General features: G+C 40.4%; 17 protein-coding genes. 12 read left to right on the forward strand and 5 right to left on the reverse strand.

Translation table 11 applies throughout. The features are described from left to right. Nucleotides 1-29: 29 nt before the first annotated feature. Complete coding sequence (locus ACINWC141_RS03420) at nucleotides 30-1853, reverse strand: acyl-CoA dehydrogenase C-terminal domain-containing protein (RefSeq protein WP_009388005.1); 1824 nt, start codon at nucleotides 1851-1853, stop codon at nucleotides 30-32. Nucleotides 1854-2109: 256 nt separating this feature from the next. Between ACINWC141_RS03420 and ACINWC141_RS03425 the strand changes: the two genes are divergently transcribed. Next, nucleotides 2110-4446, forward strand: coding sequence for a hypothetical protein (locus ACINWC141_RS03425; RefSeq protein ID WP_009388027.1), 2337 nt, complete (start codon nucleotides 2110-2112; stop codon nucleotides 4444-4446). Nucleotides 4447-4490: 44 nt separating this feature from the next. Here ACINWC141_RS03425 and aroE read toward each other — a convergent pair whose 3' ends face one another. The 3 genes from aroE to ribA all read right to left on the reverse strand — a co-directional run bounded on the left by aroE (nucleotide 4491) and on the right by ribA (nucleotide 7138). Continuing rightward, a complete protein-coding gene (gene aroE, locus ACINWC141_RS03430) occupies nucleotides 4491-5279 on the reverse strand; it encodes a shikimate dehydrogenase (RefSeq protein WP_009388034.1) in 789 nt (262 codons plus the stop codon). A gap of 178 nt (nucleotides 5280-5457) precedes the next feature. After that, nucleotides 5458-6408, reverse strand: a complete 951-nt coding sequence (gene hemF, locus ACINWC141_RS03435; RefSeq protein WP_009388020.1) for an oxygen-dependent coproporphyrinogen oxidase — start codon at nucleotides 6406-6408, stop codon at nucleotides 5458-5460. Between the two features lie 127 nt (nucleotides 6409-6535). Further along, the gene (gene ribA / locus ACINWC141_RS03440) at nucleotides 6536-7138 is read right to left on the reverse strand and encodes a GTP cyclohydrolase II (protein WP_009387992.1); all 603 of its coding nucleotides are present in this window, start codon (nucleotides 7136-7138) and stop codon (nucleotides 6536-6538) included. Nucleotides 7139-7441: 303 nt separating this feature from the next. Between ribA and dxs the strand changes: the two genes are divergently transcribed. The 9 genes from dxs (at nucleotide 7442) to ACINWC141_RS03485 (ending at nucleotide 16110) form a co-directional block, all read left to right on the forward strand. After that, on the forward strand, nucleotides 7442-9346 hold the full coding sequence (gene dxs, locus ACINWC141_RS03445) for a 1-deoxy-D-xylulose-5-phosphate synthase (RefSeq protein WP_009387987.1): 1905 nt from the start codon (nucleotides 7442-7444) through the stop codon (nucleotides 9344-9346). A 117-nt stretch (nucleotides 9347-9463) separates the two neighbouring features. Then, a complete protein-coding gene (locus ACINWC141_RS03450; protein WP_009388022.1) occupies nucleotides 9464-10294 on the forward strand; it encodes an inositol monophosphatase family protein in 831 nt (276 codons plus the stop codon). A gap of 407 nt (nucleotides 10295-10701) precedes the next feature. Next, nucleotides 10702-12459, forward strand: coding sequence for a DEAD/DEAH box helicase (locus tag ACINWC141_RS03455; protein WP_009388061.1), 1758 nt, complete (start codon nucleotides 10702-10704; stop codon nucleotides 12457-12459). A 107-nt stretch (nucleotides 12460-12566) separates the two neighbouring features. Beyond that, nucleotides 12567-12776, forward strand: coding sequence for a hypothetical protein (locus tag ACINWC141_RS03460; RefSeq protein WP_081399998.1), 210 nt, complete (start codon nucleotides 12567-12569; stop codon nucleotides 12774-12776). A gap of 90 nt (nucleotides 12777-12866) precedes the next feature. Next, nucleotides 12867-13685, forward strand: a complete 819-nt coding sequence (locus tag ACINWC141_RS03465; RefSeq protein ID WP_009388001.1) for an ABC transporter ATP-binding protein — start codon at nucleotides 12867-12869, stop codon at nucleotides 13683-13685. Continuing rightward, nucleotides 13682-14461, forward strand: a complete 780-nt coding sequence (gene mlaE, locus ACINWC141_RS03470) for a lipid asymmetry maintenance ABC transporter permease subunit MlaE (protein ID WP_009388006.1) — start codon at nucleotides 13682-13684, stop codon at nucleotides 14459-14461. The genes ACINWC141_RS03465 and mlaE overlap by 4 nt, the downstream gene beginning before the upstream one ends. Continuing rightward, the gene (gene mlaD / locus ACINWC141_RS03475) at nucleotides 14461-15144 is read left to right on the forward strand and encodes an outer membrane lipid asymmetry maintenance protein MlaD (protein ID WP_009387995.1); all 684 of its coding nucleotides are present in this window, start codon (nucleotides 14461-14463) and stop codon (nucleotides 15142-15144) included. Before mlaE ends, mlaD begins: the two co-directional genes overlap by 1 nt. A gap of 26 nt (nucleotides 15145-15170) precedes the next feature. Then, nucleotides 15171-15812, forward strand: coding sequence for an MlaC/ttg2D family ABC transporter substrate-binding protein (locus ACINWC141_RS03480; RefSeq protein WP_004789665.1), 642 nt, complete (start codon nucleotides 15171-15173; stop codon nucleotides 15810-15812). A 10-nt stretch (nucleotides 15813-15822) separates the two neighbouring features. Next, on the forward strand, nucleotides 15823-16110 hold the full coding sequence (locus ACINWC141_RS03485) for an STAS domain-containing protein (RefSeq protein ID WP_009388012.1): 288 nt from the start codon (nucleotides 15823-15825) through the stop codon (nucleotides 16108-16110). A 73-nt stretch (nucleotides 16111-16183) separates the two neighbouring features. Here ACINWC141_RS03485 and ACINWC141_RS03490 read toward each other — a convergent pair whose 3' ends face one another. Next, nucleotides 16184-17197: a CorA family divalent cation transporter gene (locus tag ACINWC141_RS03490; protein WP_004789661.1), complete on the reverse strand. Its 1014-nt coding sequence runs from the start codon at nucleotides 17195-17197 to the stop codon at nucleotides 16184-16186. Between the two features lie 158 nt (nucleotides 17198-17355). Between ACINWC141_RS03490 and ACINWC141_RS03495 the strand changes: the two genes are divergently transcribed. After that, on the forward strand, nucleotides 17356-17937 hold the full coding sequence (locus ACINWC141_RS03495; RefSeq protein WP_009387943.1) for an LOG family protein: 582 nt from the start codon (nucleotides 17356-17358) through the stop codon (nucleotides 17935-17937). Nucleotides 17938-17951: 14 nt separating this feature from the next. Then, nucleotides 17952-18350 carry an NUDIX hydrolase gene (locus ACINWC141_RS03500; protein WP_005038468.1) on the forward strand — a complete coding sequence of 133 codons (399 nt, stop codon included), beginning with the start codon at nucleotides 17952-17954 and terminating at the stop codon, nucleotides 18348-18350. The last annotated feature ends 3 nt before the right edge of the window (nucleotides 18351-18353 follow it).

The raw sequence follows: 18353 nt of genomic DNA on the forward strand, positions 1-18353 counted from the left end.
GCTCTTTTCAAATTACTATTTAAAAACTATTAGTAATCGAAGCTAAAGTGTTCAACCGGTAACGAAGTTAATGTGCGTGAAGTTGTCACCATTGATTCTGCATGGCCTTGGGCACGTGGTAATAAACGGTCAAAGTAGAAATCAGCAACTTTGATTTTTGCTTTATAGAATTCAGCAGTTTCTTGACCATTACCCGCTTCTAATTTCTCAGAAGCAACCACAGCTTGTTGAGCCCAGAAATAAGCCATCATCACGTAGCCTGAGAACATCAAGAAATCTACAGAAGCAGAAGATACGATGTCACGGTCTTTACGCGCAGCAAGCATAATACGAACTGTTAAAGTGTTCCATTGTGCGCAAAGCTTAGTTAAGTCCCAAGCGAAACGGCGTAAGTATTTATTACGTGCATGTGTAGCGCAGAATTTTAAGATTTCAGCAGTGTATTCACGAACGACTTTACCTTTTGAGCTTAACAACACTTTACGGCCGATTAAGTCGAGTGCCTGAACACCAGTTGTTCCCTCGTATAAAGTCGCAATACGTGCATCACGTGCGATTTGTTCCATGCCCCATTCTTTAATATAACCATGGCCGCCGTAAACTTGCATACCATGGTTAGCAGCTTCTAAACCAAGTTCAGTTAAGAAACCTTTTAAAATTGGCGTATAGAAACCAAGTTTATCATCATAGTCTTCGTAAGCAGCTTGGTCACCACGTGCTAATGCATCTGTCATTTTGTCAGCGATTTGAGCAGCGTAGTAAATCATTGAGCGACCGCCTTCAGCGATTGCTTTTTGAGTTAATAGCATACGACGTACGTCTGCATGATGAATGATGGCATCAGCAACTTTATCTGGATCTTTTTTACCAGAAAGCGCACGCATTGACATACGATCTTTGGCATATGGTAATGCGCCTTGGAAAGATAACTCGGCATGTGCAATACCTTGAACAGCAGTACCAATACGTGCTGTATTCATGAAGGTAAACATTGCATGTAGACCTTTGTTAACTTCACCAATTAAATAACCAGTTGCATTATCAAAGTTTAAGACAGCAGTTGCAGAAGCACGGATTCCCATTTTGTGTTCGATTGAACCACAAGTCACTGTATTACGTTCACCGACACCACCTTCGGCTGTAGGCATGAACTTAGGTACGATGAATAATGAAATACCACGAGTACCAGCAGGTGCATCTGGAAGACGAGCAAGAACAATATGAATAATATTTTCAGTTAAATCATGTTCACCAGCAGAAATGAAGATTTTTGTACCAGTGATTTTATAAGTGCCATCTGCTTGAGGTTCAGCTTTAGTTTTAACTTGTCCCAAGTCTGTACCACATTGAGGTTCGGTTAAGCACATTGTGCCGCTCCAAGTTCCTTCCACAAGCTTAGGCATATACGTTTGTTTTTGCTCATCAGTACCGAATTGCAAAATGGTATTCATACAACCCGAACTTAAGCCTGGGTACATCGTAAATGACCAGTTTGCAGTACCCATCATTTCCGATTTAATCAGGTTTAATGACATTGGTAGGCCTTGACCACCAAATTCTTCTGGATAAGAAAGACCTTGCCAACCGCCCATTACGAATTGGTCATAAGCTTCTTTAAAGCCTTTAGGTGTGGTTACTTCACCGTTGTCAAAATGGCAACCTTCTTCATCACCAGATTGGTTAAGTGGCGACAACACGTTTTCACAATAATCTGCCGCACCTTCAAGAATCATATCAACTGTATCTGGGTCTGCATTTTCACCATTTGATAAAGTTTTATAGTGAGCAGGGTAATCTAATACTTCATTCATTAAGAAACGAATATCATGTAGCGGAGCTTTATATGCTGGCATGGCTTTAATCCTAATTTTGAATCATTGTGGGATTATCTGAATCGATGATTTGATTATTCACTCACTTGATAAAAATACAATGATAATCACATCCGAAAGAAATGTCAGAAAAGCGAATTTTGTCGAAAATAAATACACCTGAAAATACATTTTCTGCTACATTCAGGACTTATACTTTTATGTGAAAAAACAACTATTTTCTTATTTTTAGCAAGTTTTGTTAAAAAGATAAAGCTATAAGGTTTTAAAAAAGGTTATGCATTTAAAATATCTCAGTTTATGTTTATTTAGTTTGGGTTTGACCGCATGTGCGCAGCATAACCTACGTCCATCAGTAGGATCTGCCAACTTAGATCAAAAAGTCATTCAGGGTATGAATGCAATGTATGAGTACCCAAGCTATGACTACCGTGGGCATTTTAAAGTTAATGTTGATCCAAATCAGCCCAAGAAAACAGGCACTGTAGAGAAAACGGCTCAGCTTGATGCTGAAGTGCAAAAAAAAGTAGATCAATATTTACGTGAACAAAAGACTAATTTGAATAAAAAACAGAAGCAGGCGCTTTATGCCGCAATTGCAAATGAACGATCTATTTCGGGTGTATCTGACGAATCACGTTCAGAAAAAGTAAATGCCGTATTAATTAATTTATTAAATGATCTCCAATTTAGTTACGATGGTTCAGTTCATTACCGTCAAAAAATGGGGTCTTTAAACCTCACTGCAAGATATGAGAAACCGACGCTTTTGGTGCAGGCAAAATTGCCAATGGTGCTTGATCTGAAAGACTATAAATTTTACGTTAATTATTTCGGATTAATGCCTTATCTTGTAAATAAAGATAATCAAAATAACTTGGCGTATGTCGATTTTTCAAAATATAAAGATCTGTTTACAAACGTCGATATGAAGAAGTTTGTTGAATATGCGAAGGCTTCTAGTGCGGTATCTTATCGTTTAGCTGAACCACAAAATTTACAGCGGTTACCAGTTACCGATGCTGACCGTAAAGCCGGAATTGTAGAAAAAATTCGTTTAAAAGATACGGTTGAAGCGTTATTGCTGCAATCGGAACTCTATGGTCAAGTCAATGAAAAATATTTGCAAAAAAATGTTTTAGGGGTTGATGACCAAAAGGTTGCCGAAACTATAGCAACTGAACTTGCTGCTTCTGAAGCTAAGAAAAAAGCGGGCAGTGCTGAGGGACAGAAGGTTTCTTCTGAAGATGCAGCGGCAGTCAGCCAGCAACTTTATTCGCTTATTAATGCTCATTTTGGCAATACATTGGCTTCGGAAGGCGATGATGAACAAGCGAGTGCAGAACAAGAAACAGCAGCAGACGAGACTACTGATTCAGCTCAAGCTGAAGATGCTGCTGTAGCAGATGCTGAGCCAACTACACAAGATGAAGAAGTGGCTACACTTACAGAAGAGCAGTGTGTTGAATTGCAGTCTCTTAAGAAACCAGTCGCGTTAGGTGATATTAATTACTGCCAAGTTTACGGTATTGATGTGCTTGATCGGAGCGCTGTAAATACTGAAAAAACTCAGATTAAAGCTCGTCGAGCTGCACTAAAACAAACTTTTGCAGCTTATGATCAGAATCAGTTCATTAATGATGATGCATTCAAAGCTTTATGGTTAAAACATAAAGCAGAGATTGAACAAGCTTTACCAAAACAAAGAAATCCAATTACGATTGATGTGGGACTTGATGAAAAAGGCCGTCTAGTCAATGCTGATTACGATGTTGCATATACACCAGCTGAATTTAACCATCGCTTTAATATTAAAGCAGATATGCAAATTTTAAATTATGGTAAAGCAACTTCAATTGACCAGCAGCAACTTAAACAAGCTAAATCAGTTGCAGAGGCAAGTAAGGGTTCGCTATTTGAAAACTTCGTAAAAGGCTTTAGTGAAAAACTTGGGCAGAGTGATATTTCTGAACATCCAGTTGGCTTACATAGCGATGTACAAGATCTAGATTCGAATTTAGCGTTATTGGCTGATAAAACTTATGATGCAACACATGCCTACGACAAAACGTATAAGGCTGTGTTTATTGCAAAATTGACTGCCGAAAAACCGTCATATATTCATTATTATTCAGTTCAACAGTTGCAAGAAATTGCTGAAGTTTATGCTTATTGGTTCTCTGAAGAAGACACCTATAATCCTCAAGGTAAGGCTTTAGAGCGTATTGAGGCATTGCAGAAAAAGCATCATCTTGAACAAGAAGACCAATTTGATAATGATTTAGGCCGAGCTGTGGACCATATTGTGATTACAACAATACAAGGTAAGGCAGGGCGTGAAGAATGGCAAAAATTACAGAAACAATATAAGCAACCGGAGCAACTCTTCTCAAAACAATATCAATTAAAATTTGAACAACAAAATGGTGCTTCTGCTGAAGAAAAACCATTGTTGTCAGAAACAGCTGATATTTTAGGGAAAGCTTATGCTGCTGCACGTAAACAGCAGCTTACGGAAAAAACAATTCAGAATTTAAAACCTGAACATAATGAATTTATTGATTATGAGATTTTCCGAGATGTTTATAAGCAGATGGTTACAGCTAAAAAATAATAGATGAGATAAAAAAGAACCTACTGATGTAGGTTCTTTTTTGTTTATAGAAAATCTTTTAATTCAGGTCTTACGCCATTCCATATATAAAAGGCTTCAATCGCTTGACCCACTAACATGCCAAAACCTTCCGCATAAGGCACATTGCGTTGTTTAGCTTGATCAAGAAAGCTAGATGGTTTGCCATACGCCATTTCATAAGCATGTTTGAATTGTAGTTTTTCAGGGAGTTGTAGAGCATCTCCTGAAAGACTTGCAGATGTTGCATTAATGACAAGGTCAAAATTCCCTTCTAATGCATTTAGAGAAATTGCTTGTAATTGAGCTTGTGGAACTGCTGTTTTTAAGTCATCTACAAGTTGTTCAGCACGAGCGAGAGTTCGGTTTGCAATCACAATTTTTTTTGCACCAGCCTGTACAAGCGGGTAAATAACACCACGAGTCGCACCACCAGCCCCCAAAATTAAAATATTTGTATTTTCTAGCTTCCAATCCAAAGCTTGAATTGCAGCTACTAAGCCTTGGCCATCAGTATTATCACCGTGCAATTTGCCATTTTCCATCCATAATGTATTCACTGCTTTCGCAATCTGAGCACGTTCGGTTAACACATCACATAAAGCAAAAGCTTGTTCTTTAAACGGCACGGTAACGTTCATGCCACTTCCGCCATTTGCAAAGAAACTACGCATGCTTGACTCAAAACCGTCGAGTGGGGCAAGACGTTTTTGATAGTCGAGATCAACACCTGTTTTTTGAGCGAAAGCATGATGCAATTCAGGAGAGCGAGATTGTTCGATTGGGTTGCCAATTACTGCAAACTGTTTGGTCATTCTTATATCCAAAATTTTAAAATGGCATGAAGCAGTTAAAAACGTGTGCTGAATATTCAGCAGGCCTCACTATAAGCCAAATTGGAATAAGAAAAAATATTTGAATGAGGTTCAGAAAAGTGAAAATAAAAAGGAGATTCTTTAGGGTGGAAACTAAAGAATCTCTGAAAAGCAAAAATTAAGCGACCTTTTCTTTTAGATTTAACCAGTCACGAGGTTTTAAGTAATAGTCGGTTAAACGTTTCTCTGGTGAGTCTTCATCCCATTCAGGACGATATGACCAACCTGCAAGATTCGGGAGACTCACTAAAATGGACTCAATGCGTCCACCAGTTTGTAAACCAAACAATGTTCCGCGGTCATATACTAAGTTGTATTCGACATATCTGCCGCGGCGGTAAAGCTGAAATTCGCGTTGAGCTTCGGTGTAAGGCTGTTCACGGTGTTTTTCAAAAATTGGCAAAATGGCATTTAAATAGCCATTACCGACAGCTTGAATATATTTAAAGCAAGTTTCGAAATCCCAGCCATTGAGGTCATCAAAAAATAAACCGCCAACACCGCGTTGCTCATCACGATGTTTTAAATAGAAATAATCATCACACCATTTTTTATGTTCAGCATAAACATTGTCACCAAAAGGCTGACATAGGTCGTAAGCCGCTTGATGCCAATCGATAACATCTTGTTCATCTGGATAAAATGGAGTTAAGTCAAAACCACCACCAAACCACCAAATCGGATCTTGACCTTCACGTTCTGCAACGAATAAACGTACATTGGCATGAGAAGTTGGAATATTGGGGTTTTTAGGATGAATGACTAATGAGACACCAAGCGCTTGAGCTTTAGCACCAGCAATTTGTGGGTGTCTTTCTGTAGCAGAAGCGGGCAGTTTACTAATGTTGATGTGAGAAAACATCACACCGCCTTTTTCAATTACCGTACCATTTTGCAAAACACGCGAACGACCACCCCCGCCTTCAGGACGTTCCCAATCATCAATAATAAATTCACTCGTACCGCCGCCAGCTTTTTCTTGTTGTTCTAAACCAGCACATATACGAGCTTGTAAATCGAGGAGAAATTCGCGGACACGTTGAATATCTGTTGAAGTCGGATGTTGCATAGTGACCCTCAAAGATGATTGAGATAGGAGATAGTTACATCAAAACACAAAACCATAAAAAAAGTAAGGGATTTTTAAGAAATGTCTCAAAAATCCCTTTCAATGGTTTTAAATTTACAATTTTGGCTTAAAAATCATCTTTTTGATAAAGGTGATCCATACGTTCACGTTTGGTTTTTAAATATTGTTCGTTAAAAGGGTTGCGTCCAACCGTTAATGGAACACGGCCCACCACATTAATTCCCTGATCTTTGAGTGCCTGAATTTTCAAAGGATTATTGGTAATTAATTTAACTTCTTTTACTGCTAAGTGATCTAGCATGATGCTACACATGTCATAACGACGTGCATCGGCAGGTAAATTTAAAAGTAAATTAGCATCTACAGTGTCATGACCCTGATCTTGTAATGCATAGGCGCGAATTTTGTTGGTCAGTCCAATGCCACGGCCTTCTTGACGTAAATATAAAATAACGCCTTGTCCTGCCTCGTTGATGAGCTTTTGAGTTGCCTGTAATTGAGGACCACAGTCGCATTTTAATGACGCAAAAGCATCACCTGTTAAGCATTCTGAATGTACACGAACTAAAACAGGACCTGTGGGTGGATTTTCTAACCCCTTAGAAAGTGCCACATGTTCTTCACCTGATACTGGATCTTGAAACACAGAAATATTGAATTCACCAAAAGCGGTCGGGAGTTTTGATGTTGCAATGAACTCTATAGGCACAGATTAACTCATCTTTTAACCGAAAACGGTTTAAAGTATAGCGTAATGCTGGGAGATTGGTCGAATTGTCATAATGATTTTGCGCATGAAGGTTTTCTTTTTTGTATAAAGAAGACGATAATAGTTGATAAATAGTCAGATTATTCAGGATAATCTGCCAACCATACCCATACTGTATGAGAGACTGCTTTGCATGACCTCGTTCGCAAATGTGGCTGATTGAAGGTGACTTCATTCGATTGTATGATCGACCCATTTTGACCCAGCTTAGGATTTGCCAGGCTTATAAAGGCTTTGCCACATATGTTGTATACCGAAATTCCAACTCAACGCCCTGTTACGCCATTGTTAGATGCAATTGATCATCCTCAACAATTACGTCAGCTCGAGCATAGCCAATTGGTTCAAGTGGCTGATGAGTTGCGTCAATATATTTTATATGCAGCAGGCCAGAGTGGTGGCCATTTCGGTGCTAATCTCGGCGTGGTTGAGCTGACGGTTGCGCTGCATTATTGCTTTAATACTCCAAATGACCGATTAGTTTGGGATGTGGGCCATCAGGCGTATCCGCATAAAGTTCTGACAGGTCGTCGCGAACAAATGACGACGATTCGTTCTAAAAATGGTTTAGCAGCATTTCCAGCCAGAGAAGAATCAGTTTTCGATACATTCGGCGTAGGGCATTCATCAACAGCAATTTCAGCTGGCTTAGGAATGTCGTTAGCACGTCGTTATCAAAATGACCCGTGTGAAGTGGTTTGTATTGTCGGTGATGGGGCAATGACAGCGGGTATGGCATTTGAAGCCATGAACGATGCTGTGGCACATAATGCTGACTTAATTGTTGTGCTCAATGACAATGACATGTCGATTTCTTGTAGTACAGGTGGCTTTGCTAAACATTTGGCTGCAATCTGGGAAAAAGGCCATTTAGTTAACGTTAACGAAGATGGCGAAGCGTATATACAGCCACATCCAAAATGGACGTATAATTCTCGTTTGCATCAATCAGCAACAGATGCAGCCGATAACTTATTTAAAGCAATTGGTTTTGATTACTTTGGTCCCTTCGACGGACATGACGTAAATCAATTGGCTCAAGTATTTAACGCTCTGAAAAAGCGTAAAGGTCCACGTTTAGTACACGTCTATACTAAAAAAGGTAAAGGTTTTATTCCTGCAGAAGCAGATCCGATTACCTATCATGCAATTAGCAAAATTAATGCAACCTCAGCAGGTAAAACACCACCTAAATACTCTGATGTATTTGGTCAGTGGTTATGTGATGAGGCGATCCAAGATGAGCGTCTACTCGCGATTACACCTGCGATGTGTGAAGGTTCAGGCATGGTTCAGTTTGCTAAAGAATTTCCACACAGATTCTTCGATGTTGCAATTGCTGAACAGCATGCTGTGACACTTGCAGCAGGAATGGCTTGTGAAGGTTTAAAACCTGTTGTTGCAATTTATTCGACCTTCTTGCAGCGTGGCTACGATCAGCTTATTCATGATGTTGCATTACAAAACCTTGATGTGACTTTCGGAATTGACCGTGCAGGTTTGGTGGGTGAAGATGGTCCAACGCATGCAGGTGCATATGATTATGCATACATGCGTACAGTCCCAAACATCGTCATCATGGCACCAAAAGATGAAAATGAATGCCGTCAGATGCTTCATACAGCCTATGTCTATAATGGACCTGCTGCGGTACGTTACCCACGTGGTGCAGGTGTAGGTGTGGAAATTCAGCAAGAGTTGACCGCTATTGAATTAGGGAAAGCTGAAATCGTTGCTGAAATCAAGACTACCTGTGAAGAGCAGATAACAATTTTAGCGTTTGGTAGTCGTGTTATGGTTGCCATAGAAGCTGCTGAACAATTTGCACAAAAACATGATGTGGGCGTGCGTGTTGTAAATATGCGTTTTGTGAAACCGCTAGATGAAAAAATTATTCGTGATCTGGCCGAGCACACTCATTTATTTGTCACTGTTGAAGAACATGCTGTAATGGGCGGGGCAGGCAGTGCTGTTAATGAATTTATGGCACAAGAACAAATTGTGAAGCCTATTATTAACTTAGGCTTGCCAGATTTGTTTTTACAACAGGCCTCACATGGGCAAATGCTACAAGATTGTGGGTTAGATGCTAAAGGTATTTTGAACTCAATTGAGCGAGCTTGGCTCAAGTTAAATCAGGTCGTTTAACCCTCAATAAAATTTTTGAAACATTTTCCCCCTAAAAGCGCAGATATTTGCTAAAATATCTGCGCTTTTATGCATTATTCTTTGTCAAAATCTTCAAATTTGTCTAGTGGGTGTTCAATGGAACCTATGGTGGTTATGGCTGCGCGTGCGGCTCAAACAGTTGGTCAAGAGCTTTTAAAAGCGCATCAAAATCGTCATAAACTCGATTTACAAGTTGAAGAGAAAGGCATTGATGGCCCGGTAACACGTGTAGATCGTTATTTAGAACAATTAGCGATTGATACGTTACGTAAAAGTTATAAGAACCATAGCTTCTTAGGTGAAGAATTTGGTCTGCAAGAAGGCAAAGGCCATGATGCAGAGTGGTGCTGGGTAATTGACCCGCTTGATGGCACACAAAACTTTATTAATGGTTTTCCTCATTTCTGTATTTCTATTGCAGTTCAACACAAAGGTGTTACTCAACACGGCGTAATCTACGATCCAGTACGTGATGAGTTATTCTCTGCTAGCCGTGGTCGCGGTGCAGTTATGAATCAACGCCGTATCCGTGCTAATGTAAAAGATACTTTAGAAAATACATTCTTGGCTGTAGGCCATCCTTACCGTGCCAAACGTGCTGGTGAAATCGTATCTTATGCAGAGCAGCACTTCGCATCATTATTAGCAGTTACTCAAGCTGGAGCACAAATTCGTCGTGGCGGTTCAGCTGCTCTAGATTTAGCATATGTAGCTGCTGGTCGTTTTGATGGTTTCTTTGAGCTTGGTTTAAAACCATGGGATATCGCTGCTGGTGAACTTATTCTTAAAGAAGCAGGCGGTGTAGTGGTTGATGCGCGTGGTGGTAATAACTCACTTGAAAATGGTCAAGTACTCGCATGTTCACTTAAACTGCTAAAACCATTAATGCAAACTGTTGTTCCAGCTTGGGATAAAGCTGCAAAATAATTTAGCTTATTATAAATAAAACCCTCTTTAATCAGAGGGTTTTGTGTTTTAAGTAAAGAGTAAATTAAATTAATTCAAGAAATATAAACAAAGTTGATTAAAACAGGTGACTTTTAATTTATTTCTGCTATAATCCGCCAACGCACTTAAATTTCCGTTCATTACCTGAACATTCTGTTCTATTCATTGTAAGCGCACGCTGTCCATAGAGAGGACCATTACTTGCGCCCCAATCGCTCAGCGATTCTTCAGGTTCGGCCGTAATCAAGCGTGCGTTTAGTCCACATCGTCGTTACTCGGATTGCTGCTGAAAAAACGTTTCAGCTAATTTTGCTTTGCCGCTTTTTGCCGATGTCTATTTTTTTGTATTTATTAAAAATGGAGCACCCACAAGGGTGAAACTCTCTATGAGCAAAACTTTTGCCGAATTTTCTTTGCATGAAACCTTACAACAAGCGCTTGAAGGTTTAGGTTTTACTGCCCCGACTCCTGTGCAAGAACAAGCAATTCCTGCTGCTTTAGAAGGTAAAGACCTTCTCGTATCAAGCCAAACTGGCTCTGGTAAAACTGCTGCATTCTTACTCCCAACATTAAATGCTTTAGCTGGTCAAGAGACTGTCGTACCGTTCAAAGACCGTATGAAAGCAGTGACTCAACCGAATATCTTGGTAATTTCACCAACTCGTGAATTGGCACAGCAAGTAAGCCAAGACGCAATTGCACTTGTACGTCACATGAAAGGTGTTCGTATTGCTGCCATTATGGGCGGTATGCCATTTGCAAAACAAATTCAACAATTAAAAGGCGCGCAAGTTGTTGTTGCGACACCTGGTCGTTTACTTGACTTAGTGAATCGTCGTCAAATTAAATTAGATCAAGTAGATGCTTTAATCGTTGATGAAGCGGACCGTATGCTTGACCTAGGTTTCTCTGAAGACTTAGAAGCAATTAGCGAATTAGCGGCTAACCGTAAACAAACATTAATGTTCTCTGCAACATTTGCTGATCGTATCATTCGTCTTGCATCATGCATGATGAAAGATCCTATGCGTATTGCAATTGAAACAGGTCATTCAACCAATACAGATATTACGCAGACATTGCATTGGACTGATGGCTTTGAACATAAGAAAAAATTACTTACCCATTGGTTAAGTGATGAAAACTTAGATCAAGCTGTTGTTTTTGCTAGCACGCAAGAAGATACAGATATGTTGGCAGAAGAACTTGCTGAAGCAGGTCATTCTGTAGTTGCGCTTCATGGTGCAATGCCACAAACAGTTCGTAACCGTCGTTTACGTAGTATTCGTGAAGGTCGTGCAAAAATCTTAGTTGCAACTGACGTTGCTGCTCGTGGTCTTGACGTACCGACTATTTCTCACGTAATTAACTTCGGTCTTCCGATGAAGCATGAAGATTATGTACACCGTATTGGTCGTACTGGTCGTGCTGGTCGTACTGGTCAAGCAATTACTTTAGCGACTTATCGTGAACGCGGTAAGATTCGTGCACTTGAAGAATATTTAGAAGCGCGTTTAAGTGTTTCTGAAATTGAAGGCTTAGAGCCATCTCCACCTCCTGCTCGTTCAGGTCGTGATGGCGGTGGTCGTGGTCGTGGTGGTAATGGCGGTAGCCGTGATGGTCGTCGTAGCGGCGGTGGTTTCGGTGGCGGTCGTCGTTTTGAAGGCGAAAGCAACTTTAAACGCCGTGAAGGTGGTCGTGATGACCGTCCACGTCGTAGCTTCGATGATAAACCACGTGGTGAACGTCCAGCGTTTGGCGGTGAAGATCGTCCGCGTCGCGAGTTCAATTCAGACCGTCCACGTCGTGAAGGTGGTTTTGAAGATCGTCCACGTCGTGAGTTCGGTTCAGATCGTCCACGTCGCGAAGGTGGCTTCAATGATAAACCGCGTTTTGACTCGAATGATGACAACCGTGGTAATCGTGTAGATTATAAACCACGTCGCGAAAGTGGTTTTGGTGACCGTCCAAAACGTAGCTTTGGTGGTGAAGATCGTCCACGTCGTAGCTTCGATGACAAACCACGTGGTGAGCGTCCAGCGTTCGGCGGTGGTGATGATCGTCCAAAACGTAGCTTTGGTGGTGAAGATCGTCCGCGTCGTAGCTTCGATGACAAACCACCGCGTCGTAAATTCGATCGCTAATCAATATTTAGTTTGAAAAAAAGGCCAGTAAAAATACTGGCCTTTTTTATTTTTCAGTTTTGTTATAAACTAACAAAATGTGAATTGGTTCAATTTTTTATTAGATAATGCGTAAAAATAAGCGAAAAGAAACAATAATGGCACAATTGAAGAATCGTTTGATTCAGCGAGGTTTGCCTTATCTTTTTATTGCACTTGTTTTGTGTAATGGTGTTTATTTCGCCTACGCTTTTATAAATGGAAGTTCTGTTGAGCAATTCCAAGCTTCTGAATTGACCTCTTTTTACGAATATACTTCTTCTATTTCTATAAAATAAGTTAGATTTGCTTTTGTTAAAATTACAACAAGTTTGCTAATTTTCAGTGTTATAGTATGCGTGCATAAAAGTGCAGGAACGATTGCCATTATGAATAATAAAACTCCTCTCTCGACTCAACCGCTTATTGAAGTGAAAAACTTGAGTTTTAATCGAGGGGAACGCGTCATTTATGACAATATTAGTTTAAATATACGTCGAGGCCAGATTACGGCCATTATGGGACCTTCTGGTACAGGTAAAACAACTTTATTACGTCTGATTGGTGGACAGCTAGTTCCAGATCAAGGGGAAGTTTTACTCGACGCTAAAGATATTGCCAAAATGTCTCGTCAGGAACTTTTTTCCGCCCGTGCACGTATGGGCATGTTATTTCAGAGTGGAGCTTTATTTACGGACATGTCCGTCTATGAAAATGTAGCGTTCCCAATTCGAGCGCATACAAAGCTTCCTGAAAATCTCATTGCTGAACTGGTTGCATTAAAACTCGAATCAGTGGGTCTACGTGGTACTGAACAATTAATGCCGACCGAACTTTCAGGTGGTATGAATCGTCGTGTAGCATTGGCTCGCGCGATTGCACTTGATCCCGATTTAATCATGTACGATGAACCTTTTGCGGGTCAAGATCCGATTGTAAAAGGTGTTTTGACACGTTTAATTCGTTCATTACGTGAAGCGTTAGATTTAACAACAATTATTGTTTCGCATGATGTTGCAGAAACATTATCCATTGCTGACTACATCTATGTGGTAGCTGAAGGAAAAATTCAGGGAGAGGGTACACCTGAAGAGTTGCAAAAACATGCTTCTCCATTTGTACACCAATTCTTAACAGGTTCGGCAGAAGGACCGGTTGAATACCAGTTTAGTCCTCAAGCTTATTTAAATAACGAGGTTCGTCCATGAATACGATTGCCTGGTTAGGTAGACTCGTTATTGAGCGGATTCGAGGCATTGGTGCTGCGGCACATATGCTATTGCAGATTATTTTTTCATTTCCTACCAAGGGTGGTTTTGGTCGTTTTGGTTACCAAATGCATCGGGTAGGTGTGATGTCCTTACTTATTATTACCGTTTCTGGTTTGTTTATCGGTGCGGTTCTTGGCTTGCAGATGTATAGCATTTTGGTCACTTTCGGTGCTGAGTCGATGTTGGGTACAGCGATTTCGTTAACGCTACTCCGTGAGCTTGCTTCTGTGGTTGCTGCATTGCTATTTGCAGGACGAGCAGGTTCTGCATTGACTGCCGAAATTGGTTCAATGAAGCAAAGCGAACAGCTTGCCAGTATGGAAATGATTGGTGTTGACCCTTTAAAGCAAATCGTATCACCACGTCTTTGGGCAGGTATTGTCAGTTTGCCAATGTTAACTGTGATATTTGCAGCCATTGGTATTATTGGCGGCAAGATGGTCGGTGTTGACTTTTTAGGTGCTGATGAAGGCTCCTTCTGGAGTGGTATGCAAAATACAGTGCGTTTCGGGCATGACATTTTCAATGGCACAATTATTAAAAGTATTGTTTTTGCTTTGATTTGTACATGGGTTGCTGTTTATCAAGGCTATGCCTGTGATCCGACACCAGAAGGCATTGCAACGGCAATGACCCGGACGGTTGTGTATTCTTCATTATGTGTTTTAGGTTTTGATTTCGTGTTGACTGCGGTCATGTTCGGAGGGATTTAATGAAATCACGTAGTAGTGAACTGGCCGTTGGTATCTTTGTTATTATCTTCGGTATTGCATTGTTTTTCTTAGCAATGAAAGTGAGTGGGCTTGTTGGTACTAACTTAAGTGATAGTTATACCATGAAGGCTCAGTTTGATAACGTCAATGGGCTAAAGCCACGTGCTAAAGTAACAATGAGTGGTGTTACAATTGGCCGTGTTGATTCAATTACACTTGATCCGGTTACGCGTTTGGCTACCGTAACATTTGGTTTAGATGGAAAGTTGACAAGTTTCAATCCTGAACAATTAAAAGAAGTTCAGAAGAATGCACTGGAAGAGTTGCGTTATAGCTCAGATTATACTCAAGCTTCTCCAGAGCAACAAAAAGCAATGGAACAGCAACTGACCAGTAACATGACCTCCATCACAAGTATTGATGAAGATGCTTATATAATGGTAGCAACCAATGGTTTGTTGGGTGAGAAATATTTGAAAGTCGTACCTGGCGGTGGTGTGAACTACCTGAAACGAGGCGACACGATTTCAAACACTCAAGGAACTATGGATTTAGAAGATTTAATTAGTAAGTTTATTACTGGTGGTGGGGCTGGTAAAGTTGCTGCCGGTTCAAGCTCAGCAGAAGCGAGTGCTCCTGCAAGCACTAATAAAGATAGTGCTGAAGCCTCATTTGTTGAGTAAAAGATTATTTGAAGGAGTGGTTCCTAGTGAATACGTTGTTTAAACAAACCCTGACAGCAAGTCTTTTGTCTACCATGATTGCAGGTACAGCGTTTGCTGCACCTTCAGAAGCACCACCTGATTTTATCAAGCGTGTTGCTGATGGTTTGATTGCTCGTTTGAAAGCTGATCATGCAAAATTGCAAAGTAATCCAGCATTAGTGAAGAGTATCGTACGTCAGAATTTAGACCCGTATGTTGATTCACAAGCCTTTACACGCATTGTAATGGGTACTTATGCGACAAATCAGTATAGTACAGCGGCGCAACGTGCTCAGTTTGAAACAAACTTCCGTAATACATTAATTGAAAATTACGGTAGTGCATTTGCTAAATATACGAATCAAAGCTATACCATGCGCCCTTACAAGGCAACTGCGGGTAAAAACCCAGTAGTGACCTTGGACTTTAGTCATAACGGCGACAAAATTCCTGTATCTTTCCAGTTAGCTGATAAAGGTACACAATGGAAAATCCGTAATATCAATGTTTCTGGTATTGATTTAGGTTTACAGTTCCGTAATCAGTTTGCTGCAACCGTGAAACGTAATGGTGGCGATTTGAATAAAGCAATTGCAACCTTCCAACCGGATGCAGACGCTGCTGTTAATCAGAACAAACAAAAATAGTAGGTGAAGAGTGGTTCAGTATCTCAACCAACAATTGGTTGTTTCGGGAAAAATTGATTTTGATAATGCGGAACAACAGTATCAAGCAGGTTTAGCTATCATTAAGAAGCAGCAAAGCTTTCCTCTGGTGGTAGATTTAACAGAGCTTGAGCATGGCAGTACCTTGGCATTGGCTGTTTTAGTTCAATGGTTGCGAGTGACTCCACAAAAAGCTGGTTTGCATTTGAAAAATGTACCCGAAAAAATGCTGAAGATCATTCAGGCCTGCCATCTGCAGGAAGATCTACATTTGATCTGATATTCAAGATGTAAAAAAAGCACCTATATTTAGGTGCTTTTTTATGCTTTGGACTAGCATTTTATTACAACGCTTAAATCCATTTTTTCCAGCGGAAATAAATAATAGGGCCAATAAAGAAACCGATAATAATCAGTAAAACGATGATGAAACTGGTCGTACCGTGTGCAAAAGGCAATACATCTGTATTCATCCCGTAGATGCTGGCAATAAGCATGGGAGGGGCCAACATACTTGGTAAAATCGAGAATCGACGAATCGTGTCATTCTGCTCGGTATTAATGAATCCAGACGTCGTATCAAGCAAGAATCGTACTTTTTGGAATAAGAAAGCATCATGTTCTACGAGTGAGCGGACATCTTCACTCAGTTCTCGAATATCAGCATCGTAAATATGACTGCCTAACGCACGTGGACGCGATAAAAAAGTAAGAACACGTCGTAAATCAATTAAACACAGCTGCGCTTTTCCTAGCATATCTTCTTGTTGAGCTAGCCGTGTAATCATGTCATCAAGATCTAGAATTTGTTCACGTTGGTGATTGTTAAGAACCTCTGTCGAGTATTTTTCTAAATCTTTGTGGATATCTTCTAAGATATCCGCAAGTTCATCGAGTTTTGCTTCAAGAAGACCTAATAAAATCCATGTTGGATCTTTATAGTCCATGTCATAGTCATTGCGGCGGGCGCGTGCACGGAAAGCGCGAAAAGCAACTAATTTCTCTCCTCGCATCGTGAAGAGACGGTCTTTATGTAAAATAAATGCGACCGTTTGTACCATTGCTAAAATGTGTGATGAATCTTCTGCGTCACCATCCACTTGATAGTTTTTATTTTTCGTTAAAAAATAAGTACTGATATGCAAAATTCCATCATCATCACGGTAAAATCGTGCAGAGGATGAAATATCTTCAAGCGACTTTAGTGTAGGTAAATTTTGGTCATAGGCATCTAGTACCCATTGTTGCTCTTCTTGCGAGGGTGCAATAAGATCAAGCCAGACTAATTCGGGATGTAGATCAAATCCACCATTGATGGTGGCATCTTCCAGACTTCCGCGTTCTGTGGCATAAAAGGCTTCAAGCATGTGTCTTTTTTCCTCACGCAGTCTGATGGAAATGGATGGGTGTATTTTAGACAAGGATTTGCCGAAAAACACTTGCCAATACGCTATTTTGCAAAAAAAAACTCTATCGATAGTTTAGTTTGTCAGCATGACAGTTCAATAAAACGGTTTTTTACACTATGAATTCAATTTGTATTTTCTGTGGTTCATCTCTTGGTTCAAACCCAATTTTCCAACAAATTGCCAAAATTACTGGTGAGGCTATTGCAAAACAAGGTAAGACCTTGGTTTATGGCGGCGGTCGCTCAGGCTTAATGGGCGTTGTCGCTGATAGTGCCTTGCAAGTAGGTGGACAAGTCATTGGCGTGATTCCTCGTGCTTTGGTCGATCGTGAGTTAGCTCATCCGGGCTTAACCAAATTATATGTGGTCGAAAATATGCATGAGCGCAAAACCAAAATGGCGGACCTCTCCGATGGTTTCATTGCTTTACCTGGTGGTGCGGGTACATTGGAAGAAATCTTTGAACAATGGACGTGGGCACAATTAGGTATACACCAAAAGCCATGTGCTTTCTTAAATGTAGCTGGCTTTTATGAAGATTTACTTAAAATGATTCAAGGGACGGTGGATAATGGATTTAGCCAAGCACGATTCGTTGATAAATTGATCGCATCAGACCAAATTGAAGACATTCTTCAACAATTTGAGCAATATCAGGCTCCTGCTCCAAAATGGACAAATGCAGATGTTCAACCATAAACGAGGTTAAATAAGTGAAAACAATTACGGTCGCTGCTGCAGTGATCTTGAATGAGCAAAATCAGTTGTTGCTTGTGAGAAAGCGTAATACCCATGCTTTTATGCAAGTCGGTGGTAAGCTGGAACCCAATGAGGCGCCAGAGATTACAATGCAACGAGAAATTTTAGAAGAAGTTGGAAGTTCTTGTGTAATTGAGCAATTTCTTGGTCGTTTCGAAACAGCGGCTGCCAATGAGCCAGACCATATTCTGGTCAGTCATTTATATCTTGTTCAGCTCGATCAGGCACCTAAAATTGCAGCCGAAATTGCAGAAATGAAATGGGTTGATTTAAATGATTCAGAAACGCACCTTGCACCATTAACCCGTGAAATTGTTATTCCTTGGTGTGAGCAGCATTTATCTACAGTTTAATCG

Source organism: Acinetobacter sp. WC-141 (genome assembly GCF_000313935.1).
Taxonomy (GTDB): Bacteria; Pseudomonadota; Gammaproteobacteria; order Pseudomonadales; family Moraxellaceae; genus Acinetobacter.

Coding starts and splice junctions, on each gene's coding strand:
- ACINWC141_RS03420 (WP_009388005.1), bottom strand. CDS start 1,853: ATGCCAGCATATAAAGCTCCGCTACATGATATTCGTTTCTTAATGAAT.
- ACINWC141_RS03425 (WP_009388027.1), top strand. CDS start 2,110: ATGCATTTAAAATATCTCAGTTTATGTTTATTTAGTTTGGGTTTGACC.
- aroE (WP_009388034.1), bottom strand. CDS start 5,279: ATGACCAAACAGTTTGCAGTAATTGGCAACCCAATCGAACAATCTCGC.
- hemF (WP_009388020.1), bottom strand. CDS start 6,408: ATGCAACATCCGACTTCAACAGATATTCAACGTGTCCGCGAATTTCTC.
- dxs (WP_009387987.1), top strand. CDS start 7,442: ATGTTGTATACCGAAATTCCAACTCAACGCCCTGTTACGCCATTGTTA.
- ACINWC141_RS03450 (WP_009388022.1), top strand. CDS start 9,464: ATGGAACCTATGGTGGTTATGGCTGCGCGTGCGGCTCAAACAGTTGGT.
- ACINWC141_RS03455 (WP_009388061.1), top strand. CDS start 10,702: ATGAGCAAAACTTTTGCCGAATTTTCTTTGCATGAAACCTTACAACAA.
- ACINWC141_RS03460 (WP_081399998.1), top strand. CDS start 12,567: ATGCGTAAAAATAAGCGAAAAGAAACAATAATGGCACAATTGAAGAAT.
- ACINWC141_RS03465 (WP_009388001.1), top strand. CDS start 12,867: ATGAATAATAAAACTCCTCTCTCGACTCAACCGCTTATTGAAGTGAAA.
- mlaE (WP_009388006.1), top strand. CDS start 13,682: ATGAATACGATTGCCTGGTTAGGTAGACTCGTTATTGAGCGGATTCGA.
- mlaD (WP_009387995.1), top strand. CDS start 14,461: ATGAAATCACGTAGTAGTGAACTGGCCGTTGGTATCTTTGTTATTATC.
- ACINWC141_RS03490 (WP_004789661.1), bottom strand. CDS start 17,197: ATGCTTGAAGCCTTTTATGCCACAGAACGCGGAAGTCTGGAAGATGCC.
- ACINWC141_RS03495 (WP_009387943.1), top strand. CDS start 17,356: ATGAATTCAATTTGTATTTTCTGTGGTTCATCTCTTGGTTCAAACCCA.